We start from the raw sequence: 25,167 nt of genomic DNA, 5'->3' as shown, positions 1-25,167 counted from the left end.
CCAGCGTCTTGCCTGTTCGCTCGTCCGCACGCTTTCGAACTATCGAATTCTTTCTCGACACATGATTCCTGTTGCCCCGGGCGCTCACCGCGTCCGAGACTCTCTGCTGGCTTCCCAACGTGCTGCGTCACGTCTTGACGCGCTTCGTCGGCCCCGGCGCCTGATCGTCGCAAGCCTGAGCGCCCTCACGCTGCTGCTGAGTGCGTTCGCCCCCTCCACTGCGCATGCGGATTGCGATCCGTCCAACCGCGACATCGCGAACCATTTGATGACCTATAGCGGTCAACTTGGCGAACGCAATCCGTTGCGGCTGGTGTTGCGTCCTACGTCCGGCGGCAAGCTTGAGGGTCGCTATGCCAACGCCTCGTCGCAAAGCGATACCTATCTCACGGGGAAACTGGAAGCCAGATCGCGCCTGCAACTGACCGAATTTGACGCAGGCGGCATGCCGCGCGCCACGTTCGAAGGCGAGTTTTCCTCTAATGATGACGTGAATCGCCAACGCGGCGCGTCGTCCACCTGCGAGGTGATTTCCGGTCAATGGAAGGATTTGCGCAGCGGACGTTCGGTGCCGTTCGAACTGGCGCTCACGAGCATTCAGAGCGGCAAGATCGACCATCTCTACGGGGTTGCCGGCGTGAACGACGATGAAACGGTCAACCGTGCAGCGACGCAGTTCCGGAAAGGGGTGCTCGACGACCGCCGTGACGTCGTCGCACAATCCATTCGCTATCCACTGCATGTGTCGCTGCGCGGCAAAACATTGATCCTTCGGAACCCGAAGTCGTTGCTCGCACGCTATAACGAGATATTTACCGACGGCTACGTTCGCACGATCGGCGCGGCTGTCCCGCGGCTGATGTTCGCCCGCGATCAGGGGGTGATGCTGGGTGACGGTGCGGTCTGGTTCGATGCCAATGGCCGCGTCATCGGGTTGAACCGTTCCTAGCGACGCCAAGACGTTCCCACCGAGCAGGAATTCCACCCATGACTGCCAGCCCGATCCCCCGCGATACGATCACCGGCCTGATTCTCGCGGGCGGACGTGGACAACGCATGGGCGGGCGCGACAAGGGCTTGCAGATATTCTCGGGCCGGCCGCTGGTCGCGCATGTCGCCGAACGGCTGCGCCCGCAGGTCGAAACATTCCTCATTAGCGCCAACCGGAATCGCGATGCCTATGCGGCATTCGGCGCGCAGGTCGTAAGCGACGAGACGCAGGACTTCGCCGGTCCGCTCGCCGGCATGCTCGCCGGATTGCGCGCGGCGCGTACGGACTATGTTCTCACCGTACCGTGCGACTCCCCATTTCTCCCTGAGGATCTTGGCGAACGGCTGGCTGCCGCGTTGACCGATTCGCCCTCCGGTACGGGCGCTCCGCCGCTGCTGGCCGCCTTTGCCGTCACGGCCCGGGGCCCACATCCGGTATTTGCCCTTTTGCACCGCGCGCTGGCAGACGATCTGGCGGCCACACTGGCGTCAGGCGAGCATCGCGTGCGAGCGTGGCTGGCGCGCCACAAGGCCGTACAAGTTCACTTCGGCAACGAGCGTCCGTTTTACAATGTCAACACGCTGGACGACCTCCATACCGATACGCCGCGCGCCCCCTGATAATCCGGGCATCGACGCGGCCAGATCCGTCGCCACCGCATTTACGGATTCATGCCGGATACTTGCCGGATGACGACGCCACACCAATGACAACACTAGACGAAGCCCTGGCCGGCTTGCCAGACCACGACCCCAACGACATGACGGTCGAATTGGCGCGCGCGGTTATCGTGCGCACCGCGAGTCCGGTGTCGGCCATCGAGCAGGTCGCCGTACGCAGTGCCCTGGGCCGTGTACTCGGGCGCGACGTCATCTCGCCGCTCGATGTTCCCGCTTTCGAAAACGCCGCCATGGATGGCTACGCCTTCGCCAGCAGCGCGCTGGCCGCAGGCGGCGAGGTACGCCTGCGCGTGGCGGGCCGCTCGTTCGCGGGCCATCCGTTCGACGGCACGGCCGCGCCGGGCGAGTGCGTGCGCATCATGACCGGTGCGCTGTTGCCCGCCGGATGCGACACGGTCATTCCTCAGGAACAGGTGCGGCGCGAAGGCGATACGGAAGTGATCGCCTTTGCGGCCAACGCCGTCACCGCCGGCCGTCACGTTCGCCATGTTGGCGAGGATCTCGCCGCGGGCCATGCGGCGTTGCACGCCGGCAAGCGCCTACGACCGGCAGCCCTCGGTCTGCTCGCGTCGCTGGGCATTGCCGAAGTGCCGGTGCGCCGCCGCATTCGTGTGGCGTTCTTCTCGACCGGCGACGAACTCCGCTCGGTCGGCGAGCCGCTTGCGCCGGGCAATTTGTACGACAGCAACCGTTACACGCTCTTCGGCATGCTGCAACGGCTAGGTGTCGAAGTGCTTGATCTGGGGGTTGTGCGCGACGACCCGCAGGCGATCGAGGACACGCTTCGCACGGCCTGCCGTGAGGCCGATGCCGTCATTACGTCGGGCGGTGTCTCGGTCGGCGAAGCCGACTTCACGCGCGAAATGATGGCGCGCCTGGGCAACGTGGTGTTCTGGAAGATGGCGATGCGCCCCGGCCGGCCGTTCGCGTTCGGCGAACTCGAGAGCGACGGCCATCGCGCGCTCCTCTTCGGCCTGCCGGGCAACCCGGCCGCCGTGATGGCGTCGTTTTACCATCTGGTTCGAGACGGTCTGTTCGCATTGATGGGCGCCGAGCCGCAAGCCACGCCGAGTCTGCCCGTGCCAACGACAACGGCGATTGCCAAGCGTCCCGGCCGTACCGAGTTCCTGCGCGGCATTCTTGCCGCCGATGCTCAGGGCCGCTGGCAAGTCACGGTCGCCGATGCGCAAAGCGCCGGCATTCTGCGCACGATGAGCGAAGCCAACTGCTTTGTCACGCTCGGCACCGCACGCGGCGATGTGGCGGCAGGCGAACCGGTCGACGTCATTGTGTTCGACGGACTGGTCTAGCGCGAACACCGCCCCCGATTTCCCCAAAAAACGAAGCAACGAAACAACGTAGCCGCAATATATCGCCGTCATCGGCGCTTCGACGATGACGGCAACAAACCGAAAGCACACGTCAATGACAACGAAAAAGCAGATCACATACATCAGTCCCGGCCAGACGGCCAAAGCGCTGGTGCTGGTCTATCTCACTTTCAGTATTCCGCTGGTACTGCTCGCCTTCCTGGCGGCATTCATCCGCTATGGCGAACTGCCGGGACTCGCGTTCATTTCTGCACTGGTCCTTAATGCCATCGTCGGCTTCGTGCTGCTCTGGATCGCGTGCCACGCTTACAACTGGGTGGCCGAACGATTTGGCGGGATCGAAGTCGCCCTGAGCGACGCCCCCGAAGAAGAATACTGATCCCCGCCCCCGCGGCGCCTGACTCCCGGTGCATTGCGCCGGTGACAGCGCCGCCTCTCACGTTATTGCCCCCATGTCCTTGAACATACGTGCCGCCACCGCCGACGACGTCGGCGCCATTCACAGCCTGATGCAGGAACTGGCCGTTTTCGAGAAGTTGCTGGATATCTTCGAAGCGACGCCGGAAAGCGTGCGCGAGGCGTTATTCGGAAAAACACCGGCCGCCGAGTGCCTGATGGCGGAATGGAATGGCAAGGCCGTTGGCTACGCGCTGTTCTTCCACAACTTCTCGACGTTCCTCGGGCGACGCGGTCTGTATCTCGAAGACGTCTACGTGCAGCCGTCGATGCGCGGCAAAGGCGTCGGCCAGGCACTGTTGCGCCGACTCGCCCGCATCGCCGTCGAGCGGCAGTGCGGACGCTTTGAATGGACGGTGCTCGACTGGAACCAGCCGGCAATCGACTTCTACACGTCGCAGGGTGCAACGGTGTTGCCCGATTGGCGTGTCGTTCGCATGACGGGCGAGGCGCTCAGCCGGTTTGCCAAAGGCGAGTGACAACGCCGCCACTGTCCCGCATGGTGTGAGCGGTCGAGCGGCTCACGCCTCGTCGTCGGTGTCCAGTTCCACACCCAGCAGCTCGACGGCCTGCTCACCGGGCAGCGCCTCAACGGCCTTGAGCTGGCGCGCCATCGCGCGCGTTCGCACTTCCGCCTTGTCGATGGAGCGGGTCACCGTCTCGAGTTGCGCCTTGGTCTTGGCAAGCACGTCGCCGAACTTGGAGAACTCCGTCTTCACTGCACCGAGCACCTGCCAGACTTCACTGGAACGGCGCTCAATGGCAAGCGTGCGGAAGCCCATCTGCAAACTGTTGAGCAGTGCGGTCAACGTTGTCGGGCCGGCCACGGTCACGCGATATTCGCGTTGCAGCAGATCCGAGAGTCCCGGACGCCGCAGCACTTCGGCGTAAAGCCCTTCCGTGGGCAGGAACAGCAGTGCGAAATCGGTCGTGTGCGGCGGGGCAAGGTACTTTTCGGCGATGGTTTTCGCTTCCAGACGGATACGCGTTTCCAGTGCCTTCGAGGCCTCCTCGACGGCCACCGGATCCGCACGCTCCTGGGCGTCAAGCAGACGCTCGTAATCCTCACGCGGGAATTTCGCATCGATGGGCAACCACACCGGCGTGTTGCTATCGCCACTCTGCCCCGGCAGCGCAATCGCAAATTCCACCCGCTCGGCACTTCCCGGCTTGGTCGCAACGTTCTTGGCGAACTGGTCTGGCGTGAGCAATTGTTCGAGCAATGCCTGCAACTGCACTTCGCCCCAGATACCTCGCGTCTTCACGTTGGTCAGCACACGCTTCAGATCGCCCACACCGGCGGCGAGCGTCTGCATCTCGCCCAGACCGCGATGCACTTGTTCCAGACGGTCGGAGACCAGCTTGAACGATTCGCCGAGCCGCTGCTCAAGCGTGGCATGCAACTTCTCGTCAACGGTGCGGCGCATCTCGTCGAGCTTCGTCGCGTTATTGACCTCAATGTCCTTGAGCTTCTGCTCGAGCGTGGCACGCACTTCCGCCAGCCGGCGTTCGTTGCCCTCTGCCAGTTGCGTGAGTTGCTGATGTTGAGCTTCGCCGAAGCGGCGCAGCGTAGACGTCTGCTCCTCACGCATCTGCTGCCCGTTGAGCACCAGGCTCTGACGCACTGCCTCAAGCTGCGCCGCATTCGACTCGGTCAGTTTGGCCAATTGCTGTGCAAAGCCATCGATCTGGTTGTTCTGCACCGTGGCCACGCTTGTCATTTGCGCCGCCAGCGTTTGCTGAAACTGCGCCATTTGTGAGCTCTGCTCACCGCGGCCGGCACGCGCGATTTCTGCAAACTCCTGACGCAACCCGCGCTCGCTGCGATCGGCGGCTTGCAGCAAGTCATCTCTCACATGCGTGAGCGAGTCGGTGAGTGTCTCGCGCAGCGACGTATCGCCATTACGTTGCCAGACCTTCACCGCAATCGCGAGCATGACCAACAGATTTAGCGCTGCGAGCGCTACCAACACCATCTCCACCATCGCGTTGCGACTCCCGTTGACGCTTTCCGATCCCGCTGCCTGAAACTATCGTGTGCGGCGGCCATGACAGCCGCCAGGGCTACCGTGGCCGCTTTGGCCGCTACGACTTACGTGCCGCCGGATTCAGCAGACACGGCGGCTTGCCTGCCGCCGCCCCGAACCCCAATGCTGCGATCAGATTGTCGGCCGCCAGACTCGCCATGCCACGGCGTGTTGCCGCCGAAGCACTTGCGATATGGGGCGTCAGTACGATATTCGACACCTTCAGCAAGTCGGGATGCACCTTCGGCTCCCCTTCGAAGACATCGAGCCCTGCCGCCGCAATCTGCCCTTTCGCCAGCGCGGCAGCGAGTGCGGCATCGTCCACAATGCCGCCTCGCGCCAAATTGACCAGCGTGGCCGTCGGCTTCATGACGGCCAGTTCTGCCGCACCGATCGTGTGATGGGTCGCCGCCGAATAGGGCAGCACCAGAATGACGTGATCTGCCGTGCGCAGCAGCGTGTTCTTGTCCACATAGCTCGCCTTGCAGGCGGCTTCCGTCGCATCGTCGAGACGTGAGCGGTTGTGATACACGACATGCATGTTGAAACCCATCGCGCGCCGGGCAATCGCCTGTCCGATACGCCCCATGCCGATAATGCCCAGCGTACTGCCGTGCACGTCCGCGCCCAGGAACATGTCGTAGGCCCACTTATCCCAGTGTCCCTCGCGCAGCCAGCGCTCCGACTCAGTCACGCGACGCGCCGTCGCCATCAACAAGGCCCAGCCGAAATCGGCCGTTGTCTCGTTGAGTACGTCCGGGGTGTTCGTTGCCATGACGCCAGCTGCGGTCATGGCCTCAATGTCGAAATTGTTGTAGCCCACCGCCATATTGGCCACCACGCGCAAATGCGGCGCACCGGCGAGCACCGATGCATCGATGCGTTCGCTCGCCGTTGTGATCGCCCCAGCCTTATCAGCCAGACGTGCGCGTAGTTCTTCACTCGAATACACGGTATCCGCGTCGTTTCGCTCGACATCGAAATACTGTGCCAGACGCTCGATCACGTCCGGAAAAATGGCTCGGGCTACCAGGATCTTCGGTTTCACCAGTCGTCTCGCAAAGGTTGGCCGCTTGGCAATATTGCAGCTCAGAAGAATATCAGGGTCGTCACAACGAACAGTGGCAGCAGAATCGCGCCCGACCACAGCATATAGCCAAAGAAGCTTGGCATGCGAACGCCGCGCTGCTCCGCAATGGCTTTCACCATGAAGTTCGGCGCATTACCGATGTACGTGTTCGCGCCCATGAATACCGCGCCCGCCGAAATCGCTGCCAGCGTCGTTGCGCCCGCAGTCATCAGCGTTGCCGCATCGCCACCGGCCGTGTTGAAGAACACCAGATAGGTCGGCGCATTGTCGAGGAATGACGAGAGCAGCCCCGTCGCCCAGAAGTACATGACGTCGTCCGGCACACCGCCCGGCCCGGTCACCAGACGAATCACCCAGCCCAGTGCGCCAGCTTCACCCGCGCGCAATATGGCCACCACCGGGATGATCGTCAGAAAGATGCCGGCGAACAGCTTGGCCACTTCCTTCATCGGCTCCCAGTTGAAGTCGTTGCCTTCACGTGCCGTGCGTGGCGTAATCGCCAGCGACATGAGCGTTACCACGATCAACCCCACATCACGCGCGATGTTTTGCAGTTCAACAGGCGTCCCGAAGACGTCGAACTCGACGCCCGGCTTCCAGACGCCGCTCATCAGCACCAGCCCGACCGCAGCGGCGAGCAATACGAAATTGCGTTTTCCCTCGAGTCGCAGCGGCGCAGCATGCGGTGTCGGGTCCAGGTCTTCGATTAGACGCTCGCTCTTCTGGCGGAAGTAGTACGCGTCGATCAGAAAAAACAGCACCAGCAGCACGCCGCAGATGAACAGCGTCTCAGGCCAGATGTGAGCGGTAGTCCAGAAAAAGTCCACCCCTTGCAGGAAGCCGAGGAAGAGCGGCGGATCGCCCAGCGGCGTCAGCGAGCCTCCGGCGTTCGCCACGAGGAAGATGAAGAACACAACGATATGCACGTTGTGCTTTCGATTGTCGTTCGCGCGAATGAGCGGACGGATCAGCAACATGGCCGCGCCCGTGGTTCCCATAATGCTCGCCAGCACGGTACCCAGCAGCAACAGCCCGGTATTGAGCCACGGTCCACCGCGTAGATTGCCGTGAACGCAAATGCCGCCCGCTGTCGTGAACAGCGCCGTGAGCAGCACAACGAAAGGAATGAACTCCGCGACCATGGCATGTACCGCGCCATGCCATGCAGCGCCTATGCCGAACACGAGTGCGAACGGCACCAGAAATGCCGCGCCCCAGAAGGCCGCGATCTTGCCGAAATGGTGGTGCCAGAACGCGGGTGCAAGCAACGGTCCAAGCGCGATCGAAAGCAATAGCCCTGCAAACGGCACGCCCCACCAGGCGACGAGTTGTGCGCCGTCCGGTCCGGCAGCAAACGCCGCAGGACTTGCCAATGCCAGCCCCGCCGTAACCAAGGCTCCCCAAATCCCCTTAAGCATTTTTATGGTTCCTGATGATTGATGGTCAACTCCATATGAGTCACCGTTAGCGGCTGAGTGCCCCAAACGACGCCAGCTTGGGAGATTTCCCATACAAAAGTTACGTACCGTCCGTCCCGCCATAGGCGGAAATCTTCGGTGGATTCTCGAAAGACAACGCATCCCCCCGTCACTCGCGCGGGTGGTCGGGATATGAAGGGCTTTCGATGGCGGACCGGCGTGGACGCCGCGTCCCTCGTCAGGCGCCGTCGACGATGATGAGATGAAGGCGGTAGGGACCATGCGCCCCCAACACCAGCGTTTGTTCGATATCGGCGGTACGCGAGGGTCCGGCAATGAAATTGGTCGCGCGCGAGAGTTGACCACGCTCACTGCGCATGAGCGCGAAGCCGTCTTCATGGCCGGCGACAATCCGCGATGCCGGCACGACGGCAATGTGGGTCTCGGGCAGCAACGTAGCCGAGGCAAACGTCTCCGGCCCGGACATCATCATCAGCGCGCCGGTCTCTGCGATCGCGCAGAAACAACCCGTGATGCCCACCAGATCGTCGCCATGCGGTTTGCGAAACGCCACATCGCAGCCCGCCTTCGCCCAATCCAGATCACGTAACGTCGGCCACGCCACCGCCTGCATGGTGAGGCCGTTGGCCTGCAAATAGGTCGCGGCTGCGGCCGGCACGTCGCTCATGCCAGGCACGCGCGTGATGGTCGTCGAGAGCGCTTCGGCCTTTCCGATGAATGTCGCGATGAGATCGGCAGACAGTGCAGGACGCGGCCCCTGAGGATGACGCGCCAGATAATCCTCGGCCGCTGCCTGCTCGTTCGCACGCGCCACATCGGGACGATGCTGTGCGTTGCGAATGCGGGCAAAGATGCGGTTACGAGCGTCGGAGGTATCCATGGGCTGTCCTGTGAAGCCGACGCACCGGTCTGCCGCCGGCGTCGTCGCTTATCGTCTCTTCGAAGCCACCGGAACAAGTCCGGCGGGCGATGCGCAATTATAGCGGCTGCCCCAGCCGGTGCGACGAGCGTTCGCGCACTATCGGAATGCTCTGTCCCGGCGCTCGGATCACACCACCGCTACCGGTCGTCAAGCATCCACCGCCGGCTCCGGGGCAATCTCGAAAACCTGGCGCAAGTAGGCCAGATACGCGTCGTCGTCGCACATGTTCTTGCCCGGCGAATCGGAGAGTTTCGCGACCGGCTGGCCGTTGCAGCGCACCATCTTGATGACGATCTGCAACGGTTGATAGCCAAGGTCGTTCGTGAGGTTCGTGCCCACGCCGAACGCCAGTTTGCAGCGATCGCGAAAACGCTCGAAAAGCTGAAGGACTTTGGGGATATCGAGGCCGTCCGAGAAGATCATCGTCTTGGTATGCGCGTCGACGCGGTTTTGCGCGTAATGCTCCAGCAAACGCTCGCCCCACGCAAACGGATCGCCCGAATCGTGACGCGCCCCGTCGAAGAGCTTGCAGAAATACATGTCGAAATCGCGCAGGAAGGCAGACATGCCGTACACGTCCGAGAGCGCAATTCCCAGATCGCCGCGGTACTCTTTCGCCCACGTCTCGAAGCCGAAAATCTGCGAGTCGCGCAACCGCGGACCCAGTGCCTGACACGCCTGAAGGTACTCGTGGGCCATGGTACCCAGCGGGGTGAGACCGAGCTTGGACGCGTAATACACATTGCTCGTGCCCGCGAACTGTTCGCCCAGTTCGTCGCGCAGTGTGAGAATCACCTCTTCGTGCCACTCCTTCGAGAAGCGGCGACGTGTGCCGTAATCGGCGATCTTGCACTCGCGATAGTCCACGCGCTCAGCGAGCATGCAGATCTTGTCCCTGAGCCGCTGGCGGCCTTCCTGATAAGCGGGCGTGCGCTGTGTATTGCGGAAATACACTTCGTTGACGATCGCCAGCACCGGAATTTCGAACAGGATCGTGTGCAGCCACGGGCCGCGAATCGTGATGTCGATCTCGCCATTGCCCTTCGGCGACGGCTGCACGGTGATGTACTTCTCGTTCAGGTGGAACAGATCGAGAAAATCGACGAAATCGCTCTTGATGAAACGCATCGCACCGAGATAACGCAATTCCGACTCGGTGAAGCGCAGACCGCACAGCAACCGGATCTCATCTCGAATCTCTTCGACATAAGGCGTCAGGTCGACACCTTCGGTGCGGCACTTGAAGCGGTACTCCACTTGCGCAGCGGGAAAGTGATGCAGCACTACCTGCATCATCGTGAACTTATAGAGATCGGTATCGAGCAGCGACGTGATGATCATGACGGCGGGCCCCGAAAGGAGCGCTTACGAGAAAGCAGCGAACACCACCGATCGGCCGGAGGCCGTTTCGACAGCGTATGAGAACACCGAACATCGTACCGCAAAGCGGTGCCACTCATGACATTGCGGCGGATCGCACGATGGCGGGGATGCCTTGTTCCACCCGCATTTCGGCTCTCGCACGAGCGGCGTCGGGCTGCGTTACAATACGCGTTTTAACGGCCGTTCGAAGCCGTTTCGCGCCCTACTCTGGAGTTGGCATGACGCACGTTGTCACCGAAAGCTGCATCAAATGTAAATTCACCGACTGTGTGGACGTTTGCCCCGTGGACTGCTTCCGCGAAGGCCCTAACTTCCTGTCCATCGACCCGGACGAGTGCATCGATTGCGCCGTCTGTGTGGCCGAGTGTCCGGTGAACGCCATTTATGCCGAAGAGGACGTGCCGGGCGATCAACAAGCCTTCATCGCGCTGAACGCGGAACTCTCGGTCAACTGGCCGAGCATCACGAAGACCAAGCCGTCTTTGCCCGATGCGGATCAGTGGAAAGACGTGACCGACAAGCTGCATCTGCTCGAGCGCTGAGCCACGAGCGTTATTGGCGGACTTCGTCCCATTGATGCAGAAAAAATGCGCGCACGGTGTTGACAGCGTGCAAATAGCGCCACTATAATCGCTTTCTCTTTTGATCCCCGATAGCTCAGTTGGTAGAGCGCCGGACTGTTAATCCGTAGGTCCCTGGTTCGAGCCCAGGTCGGGGAGCCAAGAATACCGAAGCGATGGCCTCGCGCACGCGAGGCTTTTGTTTTAGTCGATACGTCGTCATAACGATGTATGACATACGAGTTTGATCCTCGATAGCTCAGTTGGTAGAGCGCCGGACTGTTAATCCGTAGGTCCCTGGTTCGAGCCCAGGTCGAGGAGCCAAAATGCAAAAAGCCTTGCCGATCGGCAAGGCTTTTTTGTTTTCTGCGGCGGCGTCACACAACAAGACGCCATCGCCCGCGCCCGGCATCTCGCACCTCCGCGTCCCGCCCTCCCAGCATCGCCTTCGTCGCGCCAATGAAAACGGGGCGCCGTCTCCGGCACCCCGCCATCTCACCTTCCGAACCGTGCGCCGGTACTTTCGATACGTCCGATACGTCCGATACGTCCGATACGTTCACTCATCCGCACACGGCTCCACCGGCTTGCTCACTTACTCGCTCGCGGGCGCACTCATTGCAACCGGCGGCTTTGCCGACGCTTCCAGTTCGTTGTTGTTCACGCTCTCGATCCAGCGGCGACGCATCGGTGCGAGCAGGAACTTCGCTGCCACCGCCGCCGTAATGCTGATCACCGCAGCGGCGATGAACACGCGATCCCAGTGACCGCCAATGGCGAGCACCGACGCCAGCGGCACCAGCAACGCCGCCGTCCCCTTGGCCGTGTACAACGTGCCGGCATTGGACGCCGCATTCTTGCTGCCGAACGTATCCGCACACAGCGCCGGGAAGATCGAGAAGATTTCGCCCCAGCACAGGAAGGTCATCGCCGCGAAGAACACAAACATGTACGGGTTCTGACCGAAGTGCATCAGGCCGAGCATTGCCACCCCTTCGCCGAGGAAGATGATGAACATGGCGTTCTCACGACCGATCTTGTCCGATACAAAGCCACACAGCGGACGCGTGAAGCCGTTGCACAGGTTGTCGATCGACAGCGTCATGGTCAGCAGCGGCAGCGTGGCGCCGAACAGCGTCATCGGCATCGAAGCAATACCATAGTCCTTCGCGATCGGCCCGATCTGCGCCGTCGCCATCAGACCACCGGCGGCCACCGCCACAAAGCAGATGTAGATCACCCAGAACACCGGTGTGCGAATCATCTGACCCGAGGTGTAGTCAACCTTTGTCGCCAGATTGCGGCGCGACACGGTGACACCTTTCGGCGCACGCGGTTTGACCAGCAACAGCGCAAGAATGAAGATCGCCACGCCCTGCACGATACCGAAGTTGAAAAACGCTGCCTCGTAGCCCGATTCGCGGATCATGTTGGCAATCGGAATGACCGTGATCGCAGCACCGGCGCCGAAACCGGCTGCCGTCAGACCCGCGGCGAGCCCCCGCTTGTCCGGGAACCACTTGAGCGCGTTACCCACGCAGGTGCCGTACACGCAACCCGCACCGATACCGGCAATGACCGCCGCCGTGTACAACACCGTCAGCGTTTCGGCGTACGAGTACATGATCCACGACAGCGCCACGCAGATCGCACCTCCCGCGACCACAGGCCGGGGCCCGAAACGATCGACCAGCCAGCCCTCGATCGGCACCAGCCACGTTTCCACCACGATGAAGATCGAGAACGCTACCTGAATGGCTGCAATGCCCCAATGGTGCTTTGCTTCCATCGGCTCGACAAACAACGTCCACGAATACTGCAGATTGGCCACCAGGCCCATACAAATGATGCCGATCACCAGTTGTGACCAGCGCCCTCCCAGAAAAGAGGTCTTCTCCTCCGGTTGCGCAGCTGCTTGCATGACTTGCCTCCTATACCTGTCAGACGATTGGCGGCGGCCCGCACCTCGTTGGGCGGTGCCCGCCGTCATCGCGTGCCGCAGCGCGTCCCGGCATGGGGAATCGCAGATACGGCACGCCTCCTGGCGTTACATGCGGCTCATGCTTGGCCGCTTGATCGCGGAACGCTGCCTGGCGGCGCGCTCGCAGGGCTTGAGCCCCGGCTGACTGACTTGCGGAAGCGCCAAAGGACACTTCCGGCCACCGCTTCGGCGCGGCGACGCAGGCTTTTCAGGCCCGCGCCGGCAAGTTGCCGACTGCCGAAGGGTGACGAGATGACGAATTCGAGTGCGGACCGGTCTGCGCGATTCAGGTCACGATGGAATCCCGTGAGCCTCGTCGCAGGCCAGGTCCCGTCACTCAGGCGGGCGCGCCTCGCGGACGCGTGATCGCCAGATCGCCTGCCCACAACGGGCGGCAGACAGATGAGGAACACCGCAATGCCCGACCCATAGCGTCGGATGCCAGCGGCGGATACGACTGGGCAAACCCTGCGAAGGAACCGTCGCATGCGGCCTGCCCGAAAGGAAATGTGTGCTTACCCAACTGATGTCTCCGATGAGTCCCGCGCCGGATCGGCGTCCTGCCCGGTTCGATTCACGGGTTCTGACGCTGCCGATTCGACGCTTTGAATCTGATATACAAGATTCAATATATCGAATTAAGTATTTTTTATGGTTCCAAAATTAGTCGATGGCCGGTGCACTGTCAACCCGAGAGCGGCTGCATAACGGCTTCCGTTCGTCGCTCATGGGGTGCGCAACCTCATGCGACGTAAGCGCTCGATAACCGGCAAAGGCAGGGAAATGGAGGAGTTCGGAGGTATTGCACGCCGGAACGCAGACGATCTCCCGCCCGCGCAGCGTAATGCCGCGCAGCGCAGGGTCAGGGAAAACGATGACGTTTTGACGGGATCGATTTGCCCTCTGGCGAGGGCACCGTCAGTCTGCGGAAATCGGGGTCAGACTGCCCCGACGTCGCCCGAATTGTTGCGAATGAAGGTCAGATGTTCGCGCAACGAGTGCAGCGCGCTGCTGGCGTCGTGCGATGCCACCGCGTTGAAGATGCGCCGGTGCTGGCCGATCAGCTCGGCCAGATCGGCCCCGTGTCCCACAATTGCCCGGTAATTGTCGACCACCGACCCGCGCAACAATTCGAAGATCGCGTGCATCAGATGCACCAGCACCAGATTGTGTGTAGCTTCGGCCAGCGCCAGGTGGAAATGCGCGTCGAGTTCGGGCACGCGGGTCAGCAGCGACTTCCCTTGGGCATCGCCCTCACCGTCCAGACCGTCGCGGCCTGCGGCATAGGCTGCCTCAAGCGCTTCGAGCGCCTGTGCGAGCCGGGCGATGTCTTCGGGCGTCGCGCGTTCGGCCGCCAGTTCCACAGCCTTGGCCTCAAGCACTTCGCGCATTTCGAGTACGTCGTCGACCGTCTTGCTATGACGCGACATCAATTGCGACAACGGCTCTGCGAGCCACGGCTGGCTGGCGTTTGCCACCAGATAGCCCCCGCCGGCGCGCCCTACGATCAGGCCGCGCGACTCCAGCCGCAGCAGCGCCTCACGAAGCGACGGACGCGACACGCCCATCTGCTGCGCGAGATCGCGCTCGGACGGCAGCGCCGAGCCCGGCGCAAGCCGGCCTTCGACAACCATCGTCTCCAGTTGCTCGTACACCATGTCGGACAGGCGCAAGCGCGGCGGCGGCGTAACCGGCGCGAAACTTGCGGCGCCCGGAGATTCGCTGGCAGGTAGGGATGACATAGGCAGTGACGACTCGTTGGACGACATGTCGGCTTAGGTTCTCTACAGAAAAATCACAGACGCCACGATACAGGATGACGCTTCGCTCAGGGCAGCCCTCCAGCCTCTCGCCCGGCGTCGTTAAAGGTTCGCCCTCGATCCAAGGGTTAACCCTGTGGTCGAAATCGGATCATTCCCTTTACGATGGTGTCATTCAATGACTGGTCGACCAGTCTACCAGTAGACCAAACGCATATTACACGTCAACGATCGTTCGAGAGCAAAGCCTGATGGCATCGCATCCGTCGTCCCCGGGGCAGACTTCGCCCTCTCAGCCCCTGTCGCCGGCTTCCGCGCCGCTGCATCGGCAGCCGCCGCAACCTGCAGTGGCACCGCCAACGTCGCTCAACGATGAGCCCGTCTTCGAGACGCTTGACGACGGCACCCGCGCCGCTCGCCTCGCTGCGCTGCGCGCCGCCGTTCCCGACGCGCAGTGGCTCACCGATCGCGAGCAGATCACGCCATATGAATGCGACGGTCTTGCGGCCTATCGCAAGTTGCCGCTCGCGGTTGTGTTGCCCGCCGACGAAGATCAGGTCTGCCGCATTCTGCGGGCGTGCCACGCACAGGGTGTTCCCGTCGTGCCGCGCGGTGCGGGCACCGGCCTGTCTGGCGGCGCCATGCCGATCACCGACGGTATCGTGCTTTCGCTCGCCAGGTTCAAGCGCATTCTCGAGGTCGACGCCTACGCCCGCACCGCCACCGTGCAGCCCGGCGTACGCAATCTCGCCGTCTCCGAAGCCGCTGCGCCGTACGGGCTCTACTACGCGCCGGACCCATCGTCGCAGATCGCGTGCACCATCGGCGGCAACGTTTCGGAGAATTCCGGCGGCGTGCACTGCCTGAAATACGGTCTGACCGTGCACAACGTCCTTCGCGTACGCGCGGTCACGATGGACGGCGAGATCGTGGAATTCGGCTCGCACGCGCTCGATGTCCCCGGTCTTGATCTGCTGTCCGTGTTCATCGGCAGCGAAGGGATGTTCTGCGTGGTCACGGAAATCACCGTGAAGCTCGTGCCAAAGCCACAGGTACAGCAAGTCATCATGGCGAGCTTCGACGACGTGGAAGCGGGCGGCAACGCCGTTGCGGCGATCATCGCGGCGGGCATCATTCCGGCGGGTCTCGAGATGATGGACAAGCCGGCCACGCAAGCGGTGGAAGAGTTTGTCCACGCGGGCTACGACCTCAACGCAGCCGCGATCCTGCTGTGCGAATCCGACGGCACGCCCGAGGAAGTCGCGGAAGAGATCGCACGGGTCTCGGCAGTGCTGCGCGCCTCGGGCGCCACCCGCATTCAGGTGTCCGCCTCCGAAGCCGAACGCCTGCGCTTCTGGTCGGGACGCAAGAATGCATTCCCCGCCGCCGGACGCATCTCGCCGGACTACTACTGCATGGACGGCACTATTCCGCGCCGGACTATCGGCACACTGCTCAAGCGCATCGAAGCGATGGAAGGGCAATACGGCCTGCGCTGCATCAACGTCTTTCACGCGGGCGATGGCAACATGCACCCGCTGATCCTCTTCAACGGTAACGATCTCGACGAATGGCACCGCGCCGAAGCATTCGGCAGCGACATTCTCGAAGCCTGTGTCGAACTGGGCGGCACCGTGACCGGCGAGCACGGCGTCGGCATCGAGAAGATCAACTCCATGTGCGTGCAATTCTCGCCAGAAGAACGCGACGCATTTTTTGCCGTCAAGCGTGCCTTCGATCCTGCGGGTCTGCTCAACGCGGACAAGGCCATCCCCACGCGTGCGCGCTGCGCCGAATACGGCCGGATGCATGTGCGCGGCGGCCTGTTGCCCCATCCCGATTTGCCGAGGTTCTGATGTCGCAAGCCTTAGACGCCCCGGTGCACGATGCCGATCAGCAAGCGGTAATGCACGCCCTCGCCGCCCTGCGCGAACGCGTACTCGCCGCCACCGCGAGCGGCGTACCGCTCGACATTCAGGGTGGCAACACCAAGCGCTGGTACGGTCAGACACCTGATGGCGAGCCGCTCGACGTGCGTGCGTATCGCGGCATTGTTTCGTACGATCCGGCCGAACTCGTAATCACCGCCCGTGCGGGCACGCCGCTTGCCGAGATCGAAGCGGCACTGGCCGAACGCGGTCAGATCCTGCCCTTCGAGCCGCCGCACTTCGGCCCCGGGGCTACGCTCGGTGGCTGCATTGCCGCCGGCCTTGCCGGGCCGCGCCGGCCGCATGTCGGCGCGCCGCGCGATTTCGTGCTCGGCGCCGTTGTGATGAACGGGCAGGGTCAGGTACTGCATTTTGGCGGACAGGTGATGAAGAACGTCGCAGGCTACGACGTCTCGCGCGTGCTCGCGGGCTCGCTCGGCACCCTCGGCGTGCTGCTCGAACTCTCGATCAAAGTGCTGCCGTGTCCGGTGGCCGAGCGCACGCTGCGCTTCGAAATGCCGCAAGCACCGGCCATCGACCAGCTCAATCGCTGGGGCGGACAGCCGCTTCCGCTCATGGGATCGGTCTGGCATAACGGCGTACTGAGTGTGCGTCTGGGCGGCGCGGCCGCGGCCGTCGACGCCGCACGCACCACCATGGGGGGCGAGCCCGTCGACGCCATCGAAGCCCACGACTTCTGGCAAGCCCTGCGGGAGCAAACGCACCCGTTCTTCGCGCCCGCACCGGTCACGGGAGACGGACAGCCGCTGTGGCGTTTGTCGGTGCCGTCGACCACGCCGCCCCTCGCGCATGGCGACGAACAATTGATCGAATGGGGTGGCGCGCAACGCTGGTGGATCACCTCGCACAGCGCCGCCGAAGTCCGCGCAATTGCCGCAGCAGCGGGCGGGCATGCTACGCTGTTTCGCCATGGCGATAAGTCGGCCGGCGTATTCACCCCGCAACCGGCCGCGCTGGATGCTATCGGCAAGCGTCTTCAGCAAGCTTTCGATCCGAGCCGCATCTTCAACCGCCATCGGCTGACCCGCTAAAAAAGACGATGCAAACGAACCTCGCAGAATTCCTCCGTCACACGCCGGACGGCGACGAAGCCGAAGCCATTCTTCGCAAGTGCGTCCATTGCGGATTTTGTACCGCAACCTGTCCGACCTATCAGTTGCTGGGCGACGAACTCGACGGCCCGCGCGGTCGCATCTATCTCATCAAGCAGATGGTCGAGGGCCAGCCCGTGACGCGCGAAACGCAACGTCACCTGGACCGTTGCCTGACATGCCGCAGTTGCGAATCGACGTGCCCGTCGGGCGTGCAATACGGCCGCCTTGCCGATATCGGCCGCCGCCATGTCGACGCCAAGGTCGGTCGTCCCGCCGGTGAACGCGCGCTGCGCTGGACCCTCGCGAATGTGCTTCCCAACCGCAGCGTGTTCACCCCCGCCCTGCGTCTGGGACAGCAATTCCGAGGCCTGCTGCCGCGCGCGCTGCGCGAGAAAGTGCCGCATCGTCAGCGCTCCGGCAGTTGGCCGCAGACCCGGCATGCACGCCGCATGCTCATGCTCGAAGGCTGCGTGCAACCGGCCATGCTGCCGAACGTCAACAAGGCCACCGCACGCGTGCTCGATGCGCTCGGCATCGAAATGGTTCGCCCCGCGGCAGCCGGTTGCTGCGGCGCCATCCGCCTGCACCTGAACTATCACGACGACGGCCTGAACGACGCTCGCCGCAACATCGACGCCTGGTGGCCCGAAATCGAAGCGGGCGCGGAAGCGATCGTGATCAATGCGTCCGGCTGCGGCGCGACGGTCAAGGAATATGGCCATTTGCTGCGCCATGACCCGCAATACGCGGGCAAGGCACAGCGGGTCTCCGAACTGGCGCGCGATCTCTCCGAAGTACTGCTCGACAACCTCGAAGCCCTGCAACGGCGCGTGCCGAATCGCAAGACCGGCAAGGTGGCCTATCATCCCCCCTGCACACTCCAGCACGGTCAGCAGCTCAAAGGCGTGGTCGAGAAAGTGCTCTCGAGCGTGGGCGTGAACGTCATGCTGCCGCAGGACAGCCACATCTGCTGCGGCTCGGCCGGCACTTATTCAGTAACGCAACCGGCGCTGTCGCATCAGTTGCGCGACGCCAAGTGGAAGTCGCTCGATGCCCTCGATCCCGAACTGGTTGTCTCGGCCAACGTCGGCTGCATCTGCCATTTGCAGGCGACCGCCAAGGGCGAGCATGCCCGGGATCACGCGCCGGTACAGCACTGGATCGAATTGCTCGACCGGATGATCGCGGCGGCCTGAGCCTCCGGCGCCAGCATTGGCGCATTAAGGCATTACTGCACCGGCGCATTGCGGCAATGGCCGATTATCCCCACTGACGGGACAATCAATCCCTGACCCGCTCGTTTATCTGTACGATCCGGCTCCCTAGAATCGTAGGCAAGTCAGCCATCCCGTGGATGGCTGAACCGCCCCTTACCTCGATCTCTCATCGGAGCCTGTCATGATCGATACCAAAACCGCCCCGTACGCCGCGCTACTGTTGCGTGTCTCGCTGGGCATCCTCTTCCTCGCCCACCTCTCTCTGAAGGTGTTTGTGTTTACCGTGCCCGGCTTCGTAGGGTTCATGGGCTCGCTTGGTCTGCCGGCCGGGCTCGCTTATGTCACGATGGCGCTGGAACTCATTGGCGGCCTGATGCTGATCGCGGGCTTTTATGCGCGCTGGGCCGCGCTACCGCTGGCTGCCCTGATGCTCGGAACCATTGTGTCGGTACATGGCCACAACGGCTGGCTCTTCACCAACAAGGGCGGCGGCTGGGAATTCCCGGCGTTCTGGCTGGTGGGGCTGCTCGTAGTCGCCCTGCTCGGCGACGGCGCCTGCGCGATTCGCCGTACGCGCACGGCCTGATCGCCCGGCGCCCCAAGGAGCCGATCCGCTTACGCCCATCACGTTCTTTAGCGTTCTTTTGCCGGAGTGATTGCCATGTCTGCCCTTCCCACCCTCTTCGTCTCCCACGGTTCGCCGCTGCTCGCGGTCGATCCGGGTCGTACGGGCCCGCTGTTGACGGCGCTGGGGCGTGCGGTGCCGCGTCCGCGTGAGATTCTCGCGATCTCGCCGCATTGGTCGACGCCGACACCGCGCGTGGGCAGTCTGGCGCAGCAGCGCACGATCCACGATTTCGGCGGCTTCCCGCGCGAACTCTATGCGCTGGAATACCCCGCGCCCGGCGCACCGGCCCTGGCCGAACGTACGGTGCAGAGGCTGCGCGATGCCGGCCTGCCGGCCGCCACCGACGACCAATGGGGCCTCGATCATGGCGCTTGGGTGCCGCTGCGTTATTTGTATCCCGACGCGGACGTGCCGGTCACGCAGTTGTCCCTGCAACGGCAGATGCGCCCGGAGTACCACTTCCGGCTTGGCCAGCAACTCGCGCCCCTCGCGCAGGAAGGCGTGCTGATCCTCGCGTCGGGCAGCTTCACGCACAATCTGCACGAGGTGTTCCGCGCCCCGTCCGAAGACCGTGCGGAAGCGCCCTATCTGGCCGAATTCGTCGCGTGGTTCACCGAGCATCTCGCCACGATGGACCTGGACGCCCTGTTCGACTATCGCGCCCGCGCGCCGCATGCCGAGCGCGCGCACCCGACCGACGAACATCTGTTGCCGCTTTACGTCGCGCTGGGCGCGGCCGACAACGCCGCGCATCAGACGCATTTCGACACCGGCGCCACCTACGGCGCCCTGCGCATGGACGCCTTCGCCTTCGGCAACGCCGCTCCGACACTCGCAGAGGTGAATGCGCTGGCACAATAACGGCATTGGCATCCCATGGCCGGCAATGAGTAACAGCCCCCTGTCACCCGTCACCGGCCTGCCTGACAACGCATCGATATCCCCCTCATGAGTCCCGCCCCGGCATGAATAAACTTCGCGAGATCGAGTGCTTCATCGCCGTCGTCGAGTCGGGCAGCTTCGTCAAGGCTGCGGCAACGCTCGGCATCTCGAAGACCGCCATCTCGCGATACGTCGCCGATCTCGAGGCGCGTCTCGGTACACGCCTGCTTCAACGCACCACGCGGCGCCTGTCGCTCACCGAGCCGGGTCAGCGCTACGTCGAACGTTGCCGTCAGATCCTCGCGGAACTCGACGAAGCGGACGCCATGGCAGGCGAACAGGACGGTCAGCCCGCCGGCCCCCTGCGCATCAATGCGCCACACACGTTCGGTGTCCTCCACCTTGCGCCGCTCTGGCCAACGTTCCTCTCGCAGCACCCGCAAGTCTCGCTCGACATCACACTGAGCGATCGCCTCGTGGATATCGTCGACGAAGGCTACGATCTCGCGATCCGTATTACGCGCCTGCCCGACTCCTCGCTCGTGCACCGGCGGCTCGCCGGCACCCGCATGGTGCTATGCGCCTCGCCCGGCTACCTCGCGCAACACGGCACGCCGAAGCACCCGAGCGAACTCGCGCACCACGAGACGGTCGGCTACAGCTACTTCTCGCACCGGCGCGAGTGGCGTTTCGACGGCCCCGACGGCCCCGTCTCCGTGCGTACCCGCGCCAAACTCATCGCCGACAACGGCGACACCTGCCTCGCTGCGGGCGTGGCCGGTGCGGGCATTCTTCTGCAACCCGCGTTTCTCGTGCAAGACGCCCTGCGCAACGGTCAGCTCATCGAATTCCTGCCCGAGTACACGCAGGCCGAGACTGGAATCTACGCGGTCTACCCGTCGCGCAAATACCTGAGCGCCAAGGTGCGCGCCCTGATCGATTTCCTTGTCGAAGCCTTCGCGATGCCCGGCTGGCGGGCGATCGACCGCCGCTAGCGAATCCAGACTTGCCCGCATCCGCCGCGAAAGCCCCGTGAATCACCGGCAACTGGCTGGCAAAACACCGGAACGTGACGGTTATTTCTTACCTGGAGCAAATGTCACTTATACTGACGGGCCTGTTGTCCCATTTCTTATATTTTGGAAAATCTCTTACTGATCGTCGCTGCGATCCTGCTGGTGTTTCTCAACGGCTTTTTCGTGGCGGCGGAATTCGGCCTCGTCAAACTGCGCCAGACGCGCGTTCAAGTCATTGCCCGCCAACGCGGTTGGCGCGGCCGTATTCTGGCCAAGGTGCACGGCCAGCTCGATACCTACCTCTCTGCATGCCAACTCGGCATCACCCTCGCCTCGCTCGGTCTGGGCTGGATCGGTGAACCCGCCTTCGCGCGCATTCTCACGCCGCTGTTCGCGGCACTGGGCGTCACTTCGGCCGAACTGATTCACGCGCTGGCCTTCTTCATCGCCTTCTTCACGATTTCGTATCTGCACATCGTCGTGGGCGAACTCGCGCCGAAGTCGATGGCGCTGCGCGTGCCGGAAGCCGTCTCCATCTGGACGGCAGCACCGCTCTACGCCTTCTACTGGCTGATGTATCCGGCGATCTGGGTGCTCAACCACAGTGCCAACCGCCTGCTGCGCTGGACTGGCCTGGACCCCTCCCATGGGGCGGATGCGCATTACTCGGCCGACGAAATCAAGCTGATCATGCGCCGGGGCGCGTCGAGCGAAAAACTCTCGCGCGACGATTGGAACGTGGTGGCCTATGCCATCGACTTCAGCGATCTGACGGTGTCCGATCTGATGCATCCGATGAGCGAAGTGGCCGCCTTCCGCCGCAACGCCACGTTCGAGCAGAACATGGACACGGCCTACCGGCACCGCTATAGCCGCTATCCGTTCTTCGACAACGACGGCGAGACCATACTCGGCGTGGTTCACCTGAAGGACCTGTTCCTCGCGGAGCATCACGGCCAGTCGATCGAGGACCTTGGCAGCATGGCGCGTCCGGTCGAGCGCGTGCGGCCCGACATGCCCGCACGCGAGCTGTTCGGGCGCTTTCGCCGGGGCGCTCCGCACTTTGCCATTGTGGGATGGCCCGACCAGAAGCCCATCGGTTTCCTCACGCTGGACAACCTGCTCTCTGCGCTGGTGGGTAAAATCCGCGACGAATTCCGTCAAACGGAAGACGACTGGACCCGCATGGAAGACGGCACGCTCATCGGGCGTGGCAGCTTGCCGATCCTTACGCTGGAGCGCTCGCTGGGCATCGAGATTCCGAGCGAACGCGCAGAGTCGGTGGGCGGCCTGATCATGGATACGCTGGCCTATCTGCCACGCGAAGGCCAGAAGATCGACTTCGATGGCTTCTCCGTGGTCGTCAAGAAGATGCAGGGCCCGCGAATCGTGCTCGTGCGCATCTACCCCGATGGTGTGCGCGAAGCGCGTGGCGAGCCGCCCGAACATGTCGCGATGCCGCAACGCGACGAGTAAAACCGGATTGATCCCCGTGATGGCGCTTGCCAGAATACGCACCATGCGCAACATGCCCGTCAGCGGCAAAGGCGCAATGGGCTGAAGCGGGCACAAGGCAAGACATCGAGGTTCGTCGAGACAGAGCCATGGGAGGCGATGGTGGACGACACGGGGAAGTTGTCTCTCGACGCGCTGATCAGCACCTGCTATGACGGGGTGCTGGACGAGGCGCGTTGGGATCAGGCGTTGCGCGATTTCAATCGGTGGGCCGGCGGTACGGGGTTTCATTCGGTGACATGGGATCGCGCGCGCCACTGCGCCACACGCGACTCTTATTCGCTGGAAACGCCGCCCGATCTCATTCGCGAGTTCGTTGAAAAGCTCGCTCCCACCGATCCGCGCGTGTCACTGATGCTGAGCCAGCCGGTCGGGCATGCCATGCGATGCCACCATCATCTGAGCGAGCGCTATGTAGCGCGCAGCGAGTTGTTCAACGATTTTCTGATTCCCAACGGCGTACGTTACACGTACGGCCTGCATCTCGATGGGGCCGACGGCACCAGTGAGTTGCTGGCGATTCTGCGGGGTCCCGACCGACCGCCCTTCGAAGCGTCGGATACCGCTCCCGACCTGGACATCATCACCCGGCATATCGCCCGGGCGGCGCGTTTGCGCGCCGGCACCCGGCATCTGCAAGCGCAAGCGGCCATGGGCCTGTCGGTGCTCGATCAATTAGAGATGGCCATCGTCGTCACCGACGAGACATGTCATGTGCACTACCTGAATATCGCGGCCCATCAGCAATTGGGGGCGACGCGCAACGTCAGCATTTGCGGCGGGAAGTTTACCGCGCTGCTTCCGAGCGACGATCAGGCAGTGCGCCGTCTGATCGCTAACGCGACGGCGCCCATGCCGATTGCCGGCACCCATCGCCTGCAGGACGAGAAGCGACATTGGGTGATCACGGCGCTGCCACTACGGGAATCGCATGCGTGCGCCGCCCCCTGGCAGCGTCCGATGGTCATGCTCACCATTGGCGAACTGGACCGGCGGGTAACGCTCGGGCCTTACACGCTCAAGGTGCTGTTCGGCCTGTCGCCTGCGGAGGCGCGTCTCGCTCAGGCGCTGGCCGAAGGCCGCGAACTGGCGCAATACGCACAAGACGCCGACGTGGCTATTAACACGGTGCGCACTCAGTTGCGTCACATCTTCGACAAGACGGGATGCCGGCGTCAGGCCGACCTGACACGGTTATTGCACGCTATTCCGGCCCTGAAGATTCATGCACCGGGCTGACGCAGGGGGTCACCAAATCCGCGAAATGCAAAAGGGCGACCCCACGGGTCGCCCTTATCAGATTCGATCGCATCCGATCGGGTCCACTCACCTCACTCCCGAGACGGCACAAACCTGGGCAACGCGATCGCTGGCCGACGTCAAACGTCAAACACTCAGCCGTGCTATCACTTAGCCGCGCGCAAATGCCTTGCGGTTGAGTTCAAGTTGCGTGATGAGTTTTTGCAGACGCGACTCGGCGGTCCGCGAGAGCGCGATAAAGCGGCAGCCAATGTGATACTCGACATCCTTCGCGAGCGGCACGCTACGAATGGCACACACTTCCAGATCGACCTGAACCGTACCGTAGTCGCGCAACTCGATCTCGGCGTGCATGAGCATCGAGCCTTTCGGAATCTCGGCGGCCACATCGGACTTCGTGCGCAAGCCCACGCCGCCGAGCGACAGGTCGAACACCGACAGACGCATCGGCGAGTCGTCAGGGAATTTGATGGTGCACTGATAGGGATCGAGAATCGGTGTCTTCACACGGAAATAGTCACGGCGCTGCAAGCGCACGAGCGTTTCCGGGTAAGAGGAATAGAACGCCGGATAGCCTTCATATTCGCGCTCTTCCACGTCGCCAATGGGGAAATGCACCTGAATGCCTTCAGGCACCCCCACGAACAGCGCGCGCTTGTTGGCAAGCAGAGCCCGGTTCTCCGTCTCCACGCCGCCCCAGTCGAAATAAAAGCCGCGGGCTTGCGGCTCGACCTTGAGCAGACGCGTGACGAGCTGACGCTGGCCGTTGGCGAAGTACACCGTCATGAAGTCGCCCCGCGTTGCCAGATGACGCAGCACGCCACCAATCTCCAGCGGATTGCTGATGCGATACGAGTCATGCAGTTGAGACTCTTCGTCCGTGGGCGCCGGTGTCACCTGCGGTTCTGTCGTTTCCATACCTGATCTTCTATTTGTCCCCGTGACGGCCACGCGAGTCCACGCAAGCCGTACGCATTAAAGCCTTT

General features: G+C 62.9%; 22 protein-coding genes and 2 tRNA genes. 16 read left to right on the top strand and 8 right to left on the bottom strand.

The window, feature by feature from the left end; all coding sequences use genetic code 11:
• Window positions 1-61 precede the first annotated feature (61 nt).
• From AT395_RS05030 to AT395_RS05010, 5 genes are all read left to right on the top strand, one after another.
• Window positions 62-949, top strand: coding sequence for a hypothetical protein (locus AT395_RS05030; protein WP_048627916.1), 888 nt, complete (start codon window positions 62-64; stop codon window positions 947-949).
• Between the two features lie 38 nt (window positions 950-987).
• The gene (gene mobA, locus AT395_RS05025; RefSeq protein WP_042112849.1) at window positions 988-1,611 is read left to right on the top strand and encodes a molybdenum cofactor guanylyltransferase MobA; all 624 of its coding nucleotides are present in this window, start codon (window positions 988-990) and stop codon (window positions 1,609-1,611) included.
• Window positions 1,612-1,697: 86 nt separating this feature from the next.
• Complete coding sequence (gene moeA / locus AT395_RS05020) at window positions 1,698-2,981, top strand: molybdopterin molybdotransferase MoeA (RefSeq protein ID WP_042112852.1); 1,284 nt, start codon at window positions 1,698-1,700, stop codon at window positions 2,979-2,981.
• Window positions 2,982-3,096: 115 nt separating this feature from the next.
• Window positions 3,097-3,381 carry a hypothetical protein gene (locus tag AT395_RS05015; RefSeq protein ID WP_042112855.1) on the top strand — a complete coding sequence of 95 codons (285 nt, stop codon included), beginning with the start codon at window positions 3,097-3,099 and terminating at the stop codon, window positions 3,379-3,381.
• Between the two features lie 73 nt (window positions 3,382-3,454).
• A complete protein-coding gene (locus AT395_RS05010; RefSeq protein WP_042112857.1) occupies window positions 3,455-3,937 on the top strand; it encodes a GNAT family N-acetyltransferase in 483 nt (160 codons plus the stop codon).
• 42 nt (window positions 3,938-3,979) lie between these two features.
• On the opposite strand, the gene AT395_RS05005 is transcribed toward AT395_RS05010, so the two are convergent.
• From AT395_RS05005 to pncB, 5 genes are all read right to left on the bottom strand, one after another.
• The gene (locus tag AT395_RS05005) at window positions 3,980-5,440 is read right to left on the bottom strand and encodes a DNA recombination protein RmuC (RefSeq protein ID WP_048627939.1); all 1,461 of its coding nucleotides are present in this window, start codon (window positions 5,438-5,440) and stop codon (window positions 3,980-3,982) included.
• Window positions 5,441-5,543: 103 nt separating this feature from the next.
• Complete coding sequence (locus tag AT395_RS05000) at window positions 5,544-6,536, bottom strand: 2-hydroxyacid dehydrogenase (protein ID WP_042117353.1); 993 nt, start codon at window positions 6,534-6,536, stop codon at window positions 5,544-5,546.
• Window positions 6,537-6,574: 38 nt separating this feature from the next.
• Window positions 6,575-7,993, bottom strand: coding sequence for a sodium:proton antiporter (locus AT395_RS04995; RefSeq protein ID WP_042112859.1), 1,419 nt, complete (start codon window positions 7,991-7,993; stop codon window positions 6,575-6,577).
• Between the two features lie 238 nt (window positions 7,994-8,231).
• Entirely contained in the window at window positions 8,232-8,894 is a 663-nt protein-coding gene (locus AT395_RS04990) for a LutC/YkgG family protein (RefSeq protein ID WP_048627917.1), read from the bottom strand.
• 189 nt (window positions 8,895-9,083) lie between these two features.
• A complete protein-coding gene (pncB, locus tag AT395_RS04985) occupies window positions 9,084-10,277 on the bottom strand; it encodes a nicotinate phosphoribosyltransferase (RefSeq protein ID WP_042112864.1) in 1,194 nt (397 codons plus the stop codon).
• Between the two features lie 260 nt (window positions 10,278-10,537).
• Between pncB and fdxA the strand changes: the two genes are divergently transcribed.
• The 3 genes from fdxA to AT395_RS04970 all read left to right on the top strand — a co-directional run bounded on the left by fdxA (window position 10,538) and on the right by AT395_RS04970 (window position 11,203).
• A complete protein-coding gene (gene fdxA, locus AT395_RS04980; protein ID WP_042112866.1) occupies window positions 10,538-10,861 on the top strand; it encodes a ferredoxin FdxA in 324 nt (107 codons plus the stop codon).
• Between the two features lie 104 nt (window positions 10,862-10,965).
• Window positions 10,966-11,041, top strand: a tRNA-Asn gene (locus AT395_RS04975).
• 86 nt (window positions 11,042-11,127) lie between these two features.
• Window positions 11,128-11,203: transfer RNA gene (locus AT395_RS04970), tRNA-Asn, on the top strand.
• A gap of 271 nt (window positions 11,204-11,474) precedes the next feature.
• Here AT395_RS04970 and oxlT read toward each other — a convergent pair.
• A complete protein-coding gene (gene oxlT, locus AT395_RS04965; RefSeq protein ID WP_042112868.1) occupies window positions 11,475-12,800 on the bottom strand; it encodes an oxalate/formate MFS antiporter in 1,326 nt (441 codons plus the stop codon).
• A 998-nt stretch (window positions 12,801-13,798) separates the two neighbouring features.
• Window positions 13,799-14,602, bottom strand: coding sequence for a FadR/GntR family transcriptional regulator (locus tag AT395_RS04960; RefSeq protein ID WP_048627918.1), 804 nt, complete (start codon window positions 14,600-14,602; stop codon window positions 13,799-13,801).
• Window positions 14,603-14,871: 269 nt separating this feature from the next.
• On the opposite strand from AT395_RS04960, the gene AT395_RS04955 reads away from it, so the two are divergent.
• The 8 genes from AT395_RS04955 to AT395_RS04920 all read left to right on the top strand — a co-directional run bounded on the left by AT395_RS04955 (window position 14,872) and on the right by AT395_RS04920 (window position 24,160).
• On the top strand, window positions 14,872-16,476 hold the full coding sequence (locus tag AT395_RS04955) for an FAD-linked oxidase C-terminal domain-containing protein (protein ID WP_082117650.1): 1,605 nt from the start codon (window positions 14,872-14,874) through the stop codon (window positions 16,474-16,476).
• 50 nt (window positions 16,477-16,526) lie between these two features.
• Window positions 16,527-17,600: a glycolate oxidase subunit GlcE gene (gene glcE, locus AT395_RS04950; protein ID WP_048627940.1), complete on the top strand. Its 1,074-nt coding sequence runs from the start codon at window positions 16,527-16,529 to the stop codon at window positions 17,598-17,600.
• A gap of 8 nt (window positions 17,601-17,608) precedes the next feature.
• Window positions 17,609-18,859, top strand: coding sequence for a glycolate oxidase subunit GlcF (gene glcF, locus AT395_RS04945; RefSeq protein ID WP_048627919.1), 1,251 nt, complete (start codon window positions 17,609-17,611; stop codon window positions 18,857-18,859).
• 202 nt (window positions 18,860-19,061) lie between these two features.
• On the top strand, window positions 19,062-19,466 hold the full coding sequence (locus tag AT395_RS04940; protein WP_042112870.1) for a DoxX family protein: 405 nt from the start codon (window positions 19,062-19,064) through the stop codon (window positions 19,464-19,466).
• 75 nt (window positions 19,467-19,541) lie between these two features.
• Complete coding sequence (locus AT395_RS04935; protein ID WP_042112872.1) at window positions 19,542-20,369, top strand: dioxygenase family protein; 828 nt, start codon at window positions 19,542-19,544, stop codon at window positions 20,367-20,369.
• Window positions 20,370-20,473: 104 nt separating this feature from the next.
• Complete coding sequence (locus AT395_RS04930) at window positions 20,474-21,385, top strand: LysR family transcriptional regulator (protein WP_042112874.1); 912 nt, start codon at window positions 20,474-20,476, stop codon at window positions 21,383-21,385.
• 144 nt (window positions 21,386-21,529) lie between these two features.
• The gene (locus AT395_RS04925) at window positions 21,530-22,882 is read left to right on the top strand and encodes a hemolysin family protein (RefSeq protein ID WP_042112877.1); all 1,353 of its coding nucleotides are present in this window, start codon (window positions 21,530-21,532) and stop codon (window positions 22,880-22,882) included.
• 138 nt (window positions 22,883-23,020) lie between these two features.
• Window positions 23,021-24,160 (top strand): PAS domain-containing protein, encoded by a 1,140-nt coding sequence (locus AT395_RS04920; protein WP_042112879.1) that lies wholly within the window; start codon window positions 23,021-23,023, stop codon window positions 24,158-24,160.
• 171 nt (window positions 24,161-24,331) lie between these two features.
• Here the strand turns inward: AT395_RS04920 and AT395_RS04915 are convergent, their stop codons facing one another.
• On the bottom strand, window positions 24,332-25,099 hold the full coding sequence (locus AT395_RS04915; RefSeq protein ID WP_042112883.1) for a flagellar brake protein: 768 nt from the start codon (window positions 25,097-25,099) through the stop codon (window positions 24,332-24,334).
• Window positions 25,100-25,167: the final 68 nt, after the last annotated feature.

The sequence above is a fragment of the Pandoraea apista genome (assembly GCF_001465595.2).
Classification (GTDB): Bacteria; Pseudomonadota; Gammaproteobacteria; order Burkholderiales; family Burkholderiaceae; genus Pandoraea; species Pandoraea apista.
This window is presented reverse-complemented; position numbering and strand designations above follow the sequence as displayed.

What these genes read in the sequence shown, in the direction of transcription:
- AT395_RS05030 (WP_048627916.1), top strand. Translation starts at nt 62, where the DNA reads ATGATTCCTGTTGCCCCGGGCGCTCACCGCGTCCGAGACTCTCTGCTG.
- mobA (WP_042112849.1), top strand. Translation starts at nt 988, where the DNA reads ATGACTGCCAGCCCGATCCCCCGCGATACGATCACCGGCCTGATTCTC.
- moeA (WP_042112852.1), top strand. Translation starts at nt 1,698, where the DNA reads ATGACAACACTAGACGAAGCCCTGGCCGGCTTGCCAGACCACGACCCC.
- AT395_RS05015 (WP_042112855.1), top strand. Translation starts at nt 3,097, where the DNA reads ATGACAACGAAAAAGCAGATCACATACATCAGTCCCGGCCAGACGGCC.
- AT395_RS05010 (WP_042112857.1), top strand. Translation starts at nt 3,455, where the DNA reads ATGTCCTTGAACATACGTGCCGCCACCGCCGACGACGTCGGCGCCATT.
- AT395_RS04995 (WP_042112859.1), bottom strand. Translation starts at nt 7,993, where the DNA reads ATGCTTAAGGGGATTTGGGGAGCCTTGGTTACGGCGGGGCTGGCATTG.
- AT395_RS04990 (WP_048627917.1), bottom strand. Translation starts at nt 8,894, where the DNA reads ATGGATACCTCCGACGCTCGTAACCGCATCTTTGCCCGCATTCGCAAC.
- pncB (WP_042112864.1), bottom strand. Translation starts at nt 10,277, where the DNA reads ATGATCATCACGTCGCTGCTCGATACCGATCTCTATAAGTTCACGATG.
- fdxA (WP_042112866.1), top strand. Translation starts at nt 10,538, where the DNA reads ATGACGCACGTTGTCACCGAAAGCTGCATCAAATGTAAATTCACCGAC.
- oxlT (WP_042112868.1), bottom strand. Translation starts at nt 12,800, where the DNA reads ATGCAAGCAGCTGCGCAACCGGAGGAGAAGACCTCTTTTCTGGGAGGG.
- AT395_RS04960 (WP_048627918.1), bottom strand. Translation starts at nt 14,602, where the DNA reads ATGTCATCCCTACCTGCCAGCGAATCTCCGGGCGCCGCAAGTTTCGCG.
- AT395_RS04955 (WP_082117650.1), top strand. Translation starts at nt 14,872, where the DNA reads ATGGCATCGCATCCGTCGTCCCCGGGGCAGACTTCGCCCTCTCAGCCC.
- glcE (WP_048627940.1), top strand. Translation starts at nt 16,527, where the DNA reads ATGCACGCCCTCGCCGCCCTGCGCGAACGCGTACTCGCCGCCACCGCG.
- glcF (WP_048627919.1), top strand. Translation starts at nt 17,609, where the DNA reads ATGCAAACGAACCTCGCAGAATTCCTCCGTCACACGCCGGACGGCGAC.
- AT395_RS04940 (WP_042112870.1), top strand. Translation starts at nt 19,062, where the DNA reads ATGATCGATACCAAAACCGCCCCGTACGCCGCGCTACTGTTGCGTGTC.
- AT395_RS04935 (WP_042112872.1), top strand. Translation starts at nt 19,542, where the DNA reads ATGTCTGCCCTTCCCACCCTCTTCGTCTCCCACGGTTCGCCGCTGCTC.
- AT395_RS04930 (WP_042112874.1), top strand. Translation starts at nt 20,474, where the DNA reads ATGAATAAACTTCGCGAGATCGAGTGCTTCATCGCCGTCGTCGAGTCG.
- AT395_RS04920 (WP_042112879.1), top strand. Translation starts at nt 23,021, where the DNA reads ATGGTGGACGACACGGGGAAGTTGTCTCTCGACGCGCTGATCAGCACC.
- AT395_RS04915 (WP_042112883.1), bottom strand. Translation starts at nt 25,099, where the DNA reads ATGGAAACGACAGAACCGCAGGTGACACCGGCGCCCACGGACGAAGAG.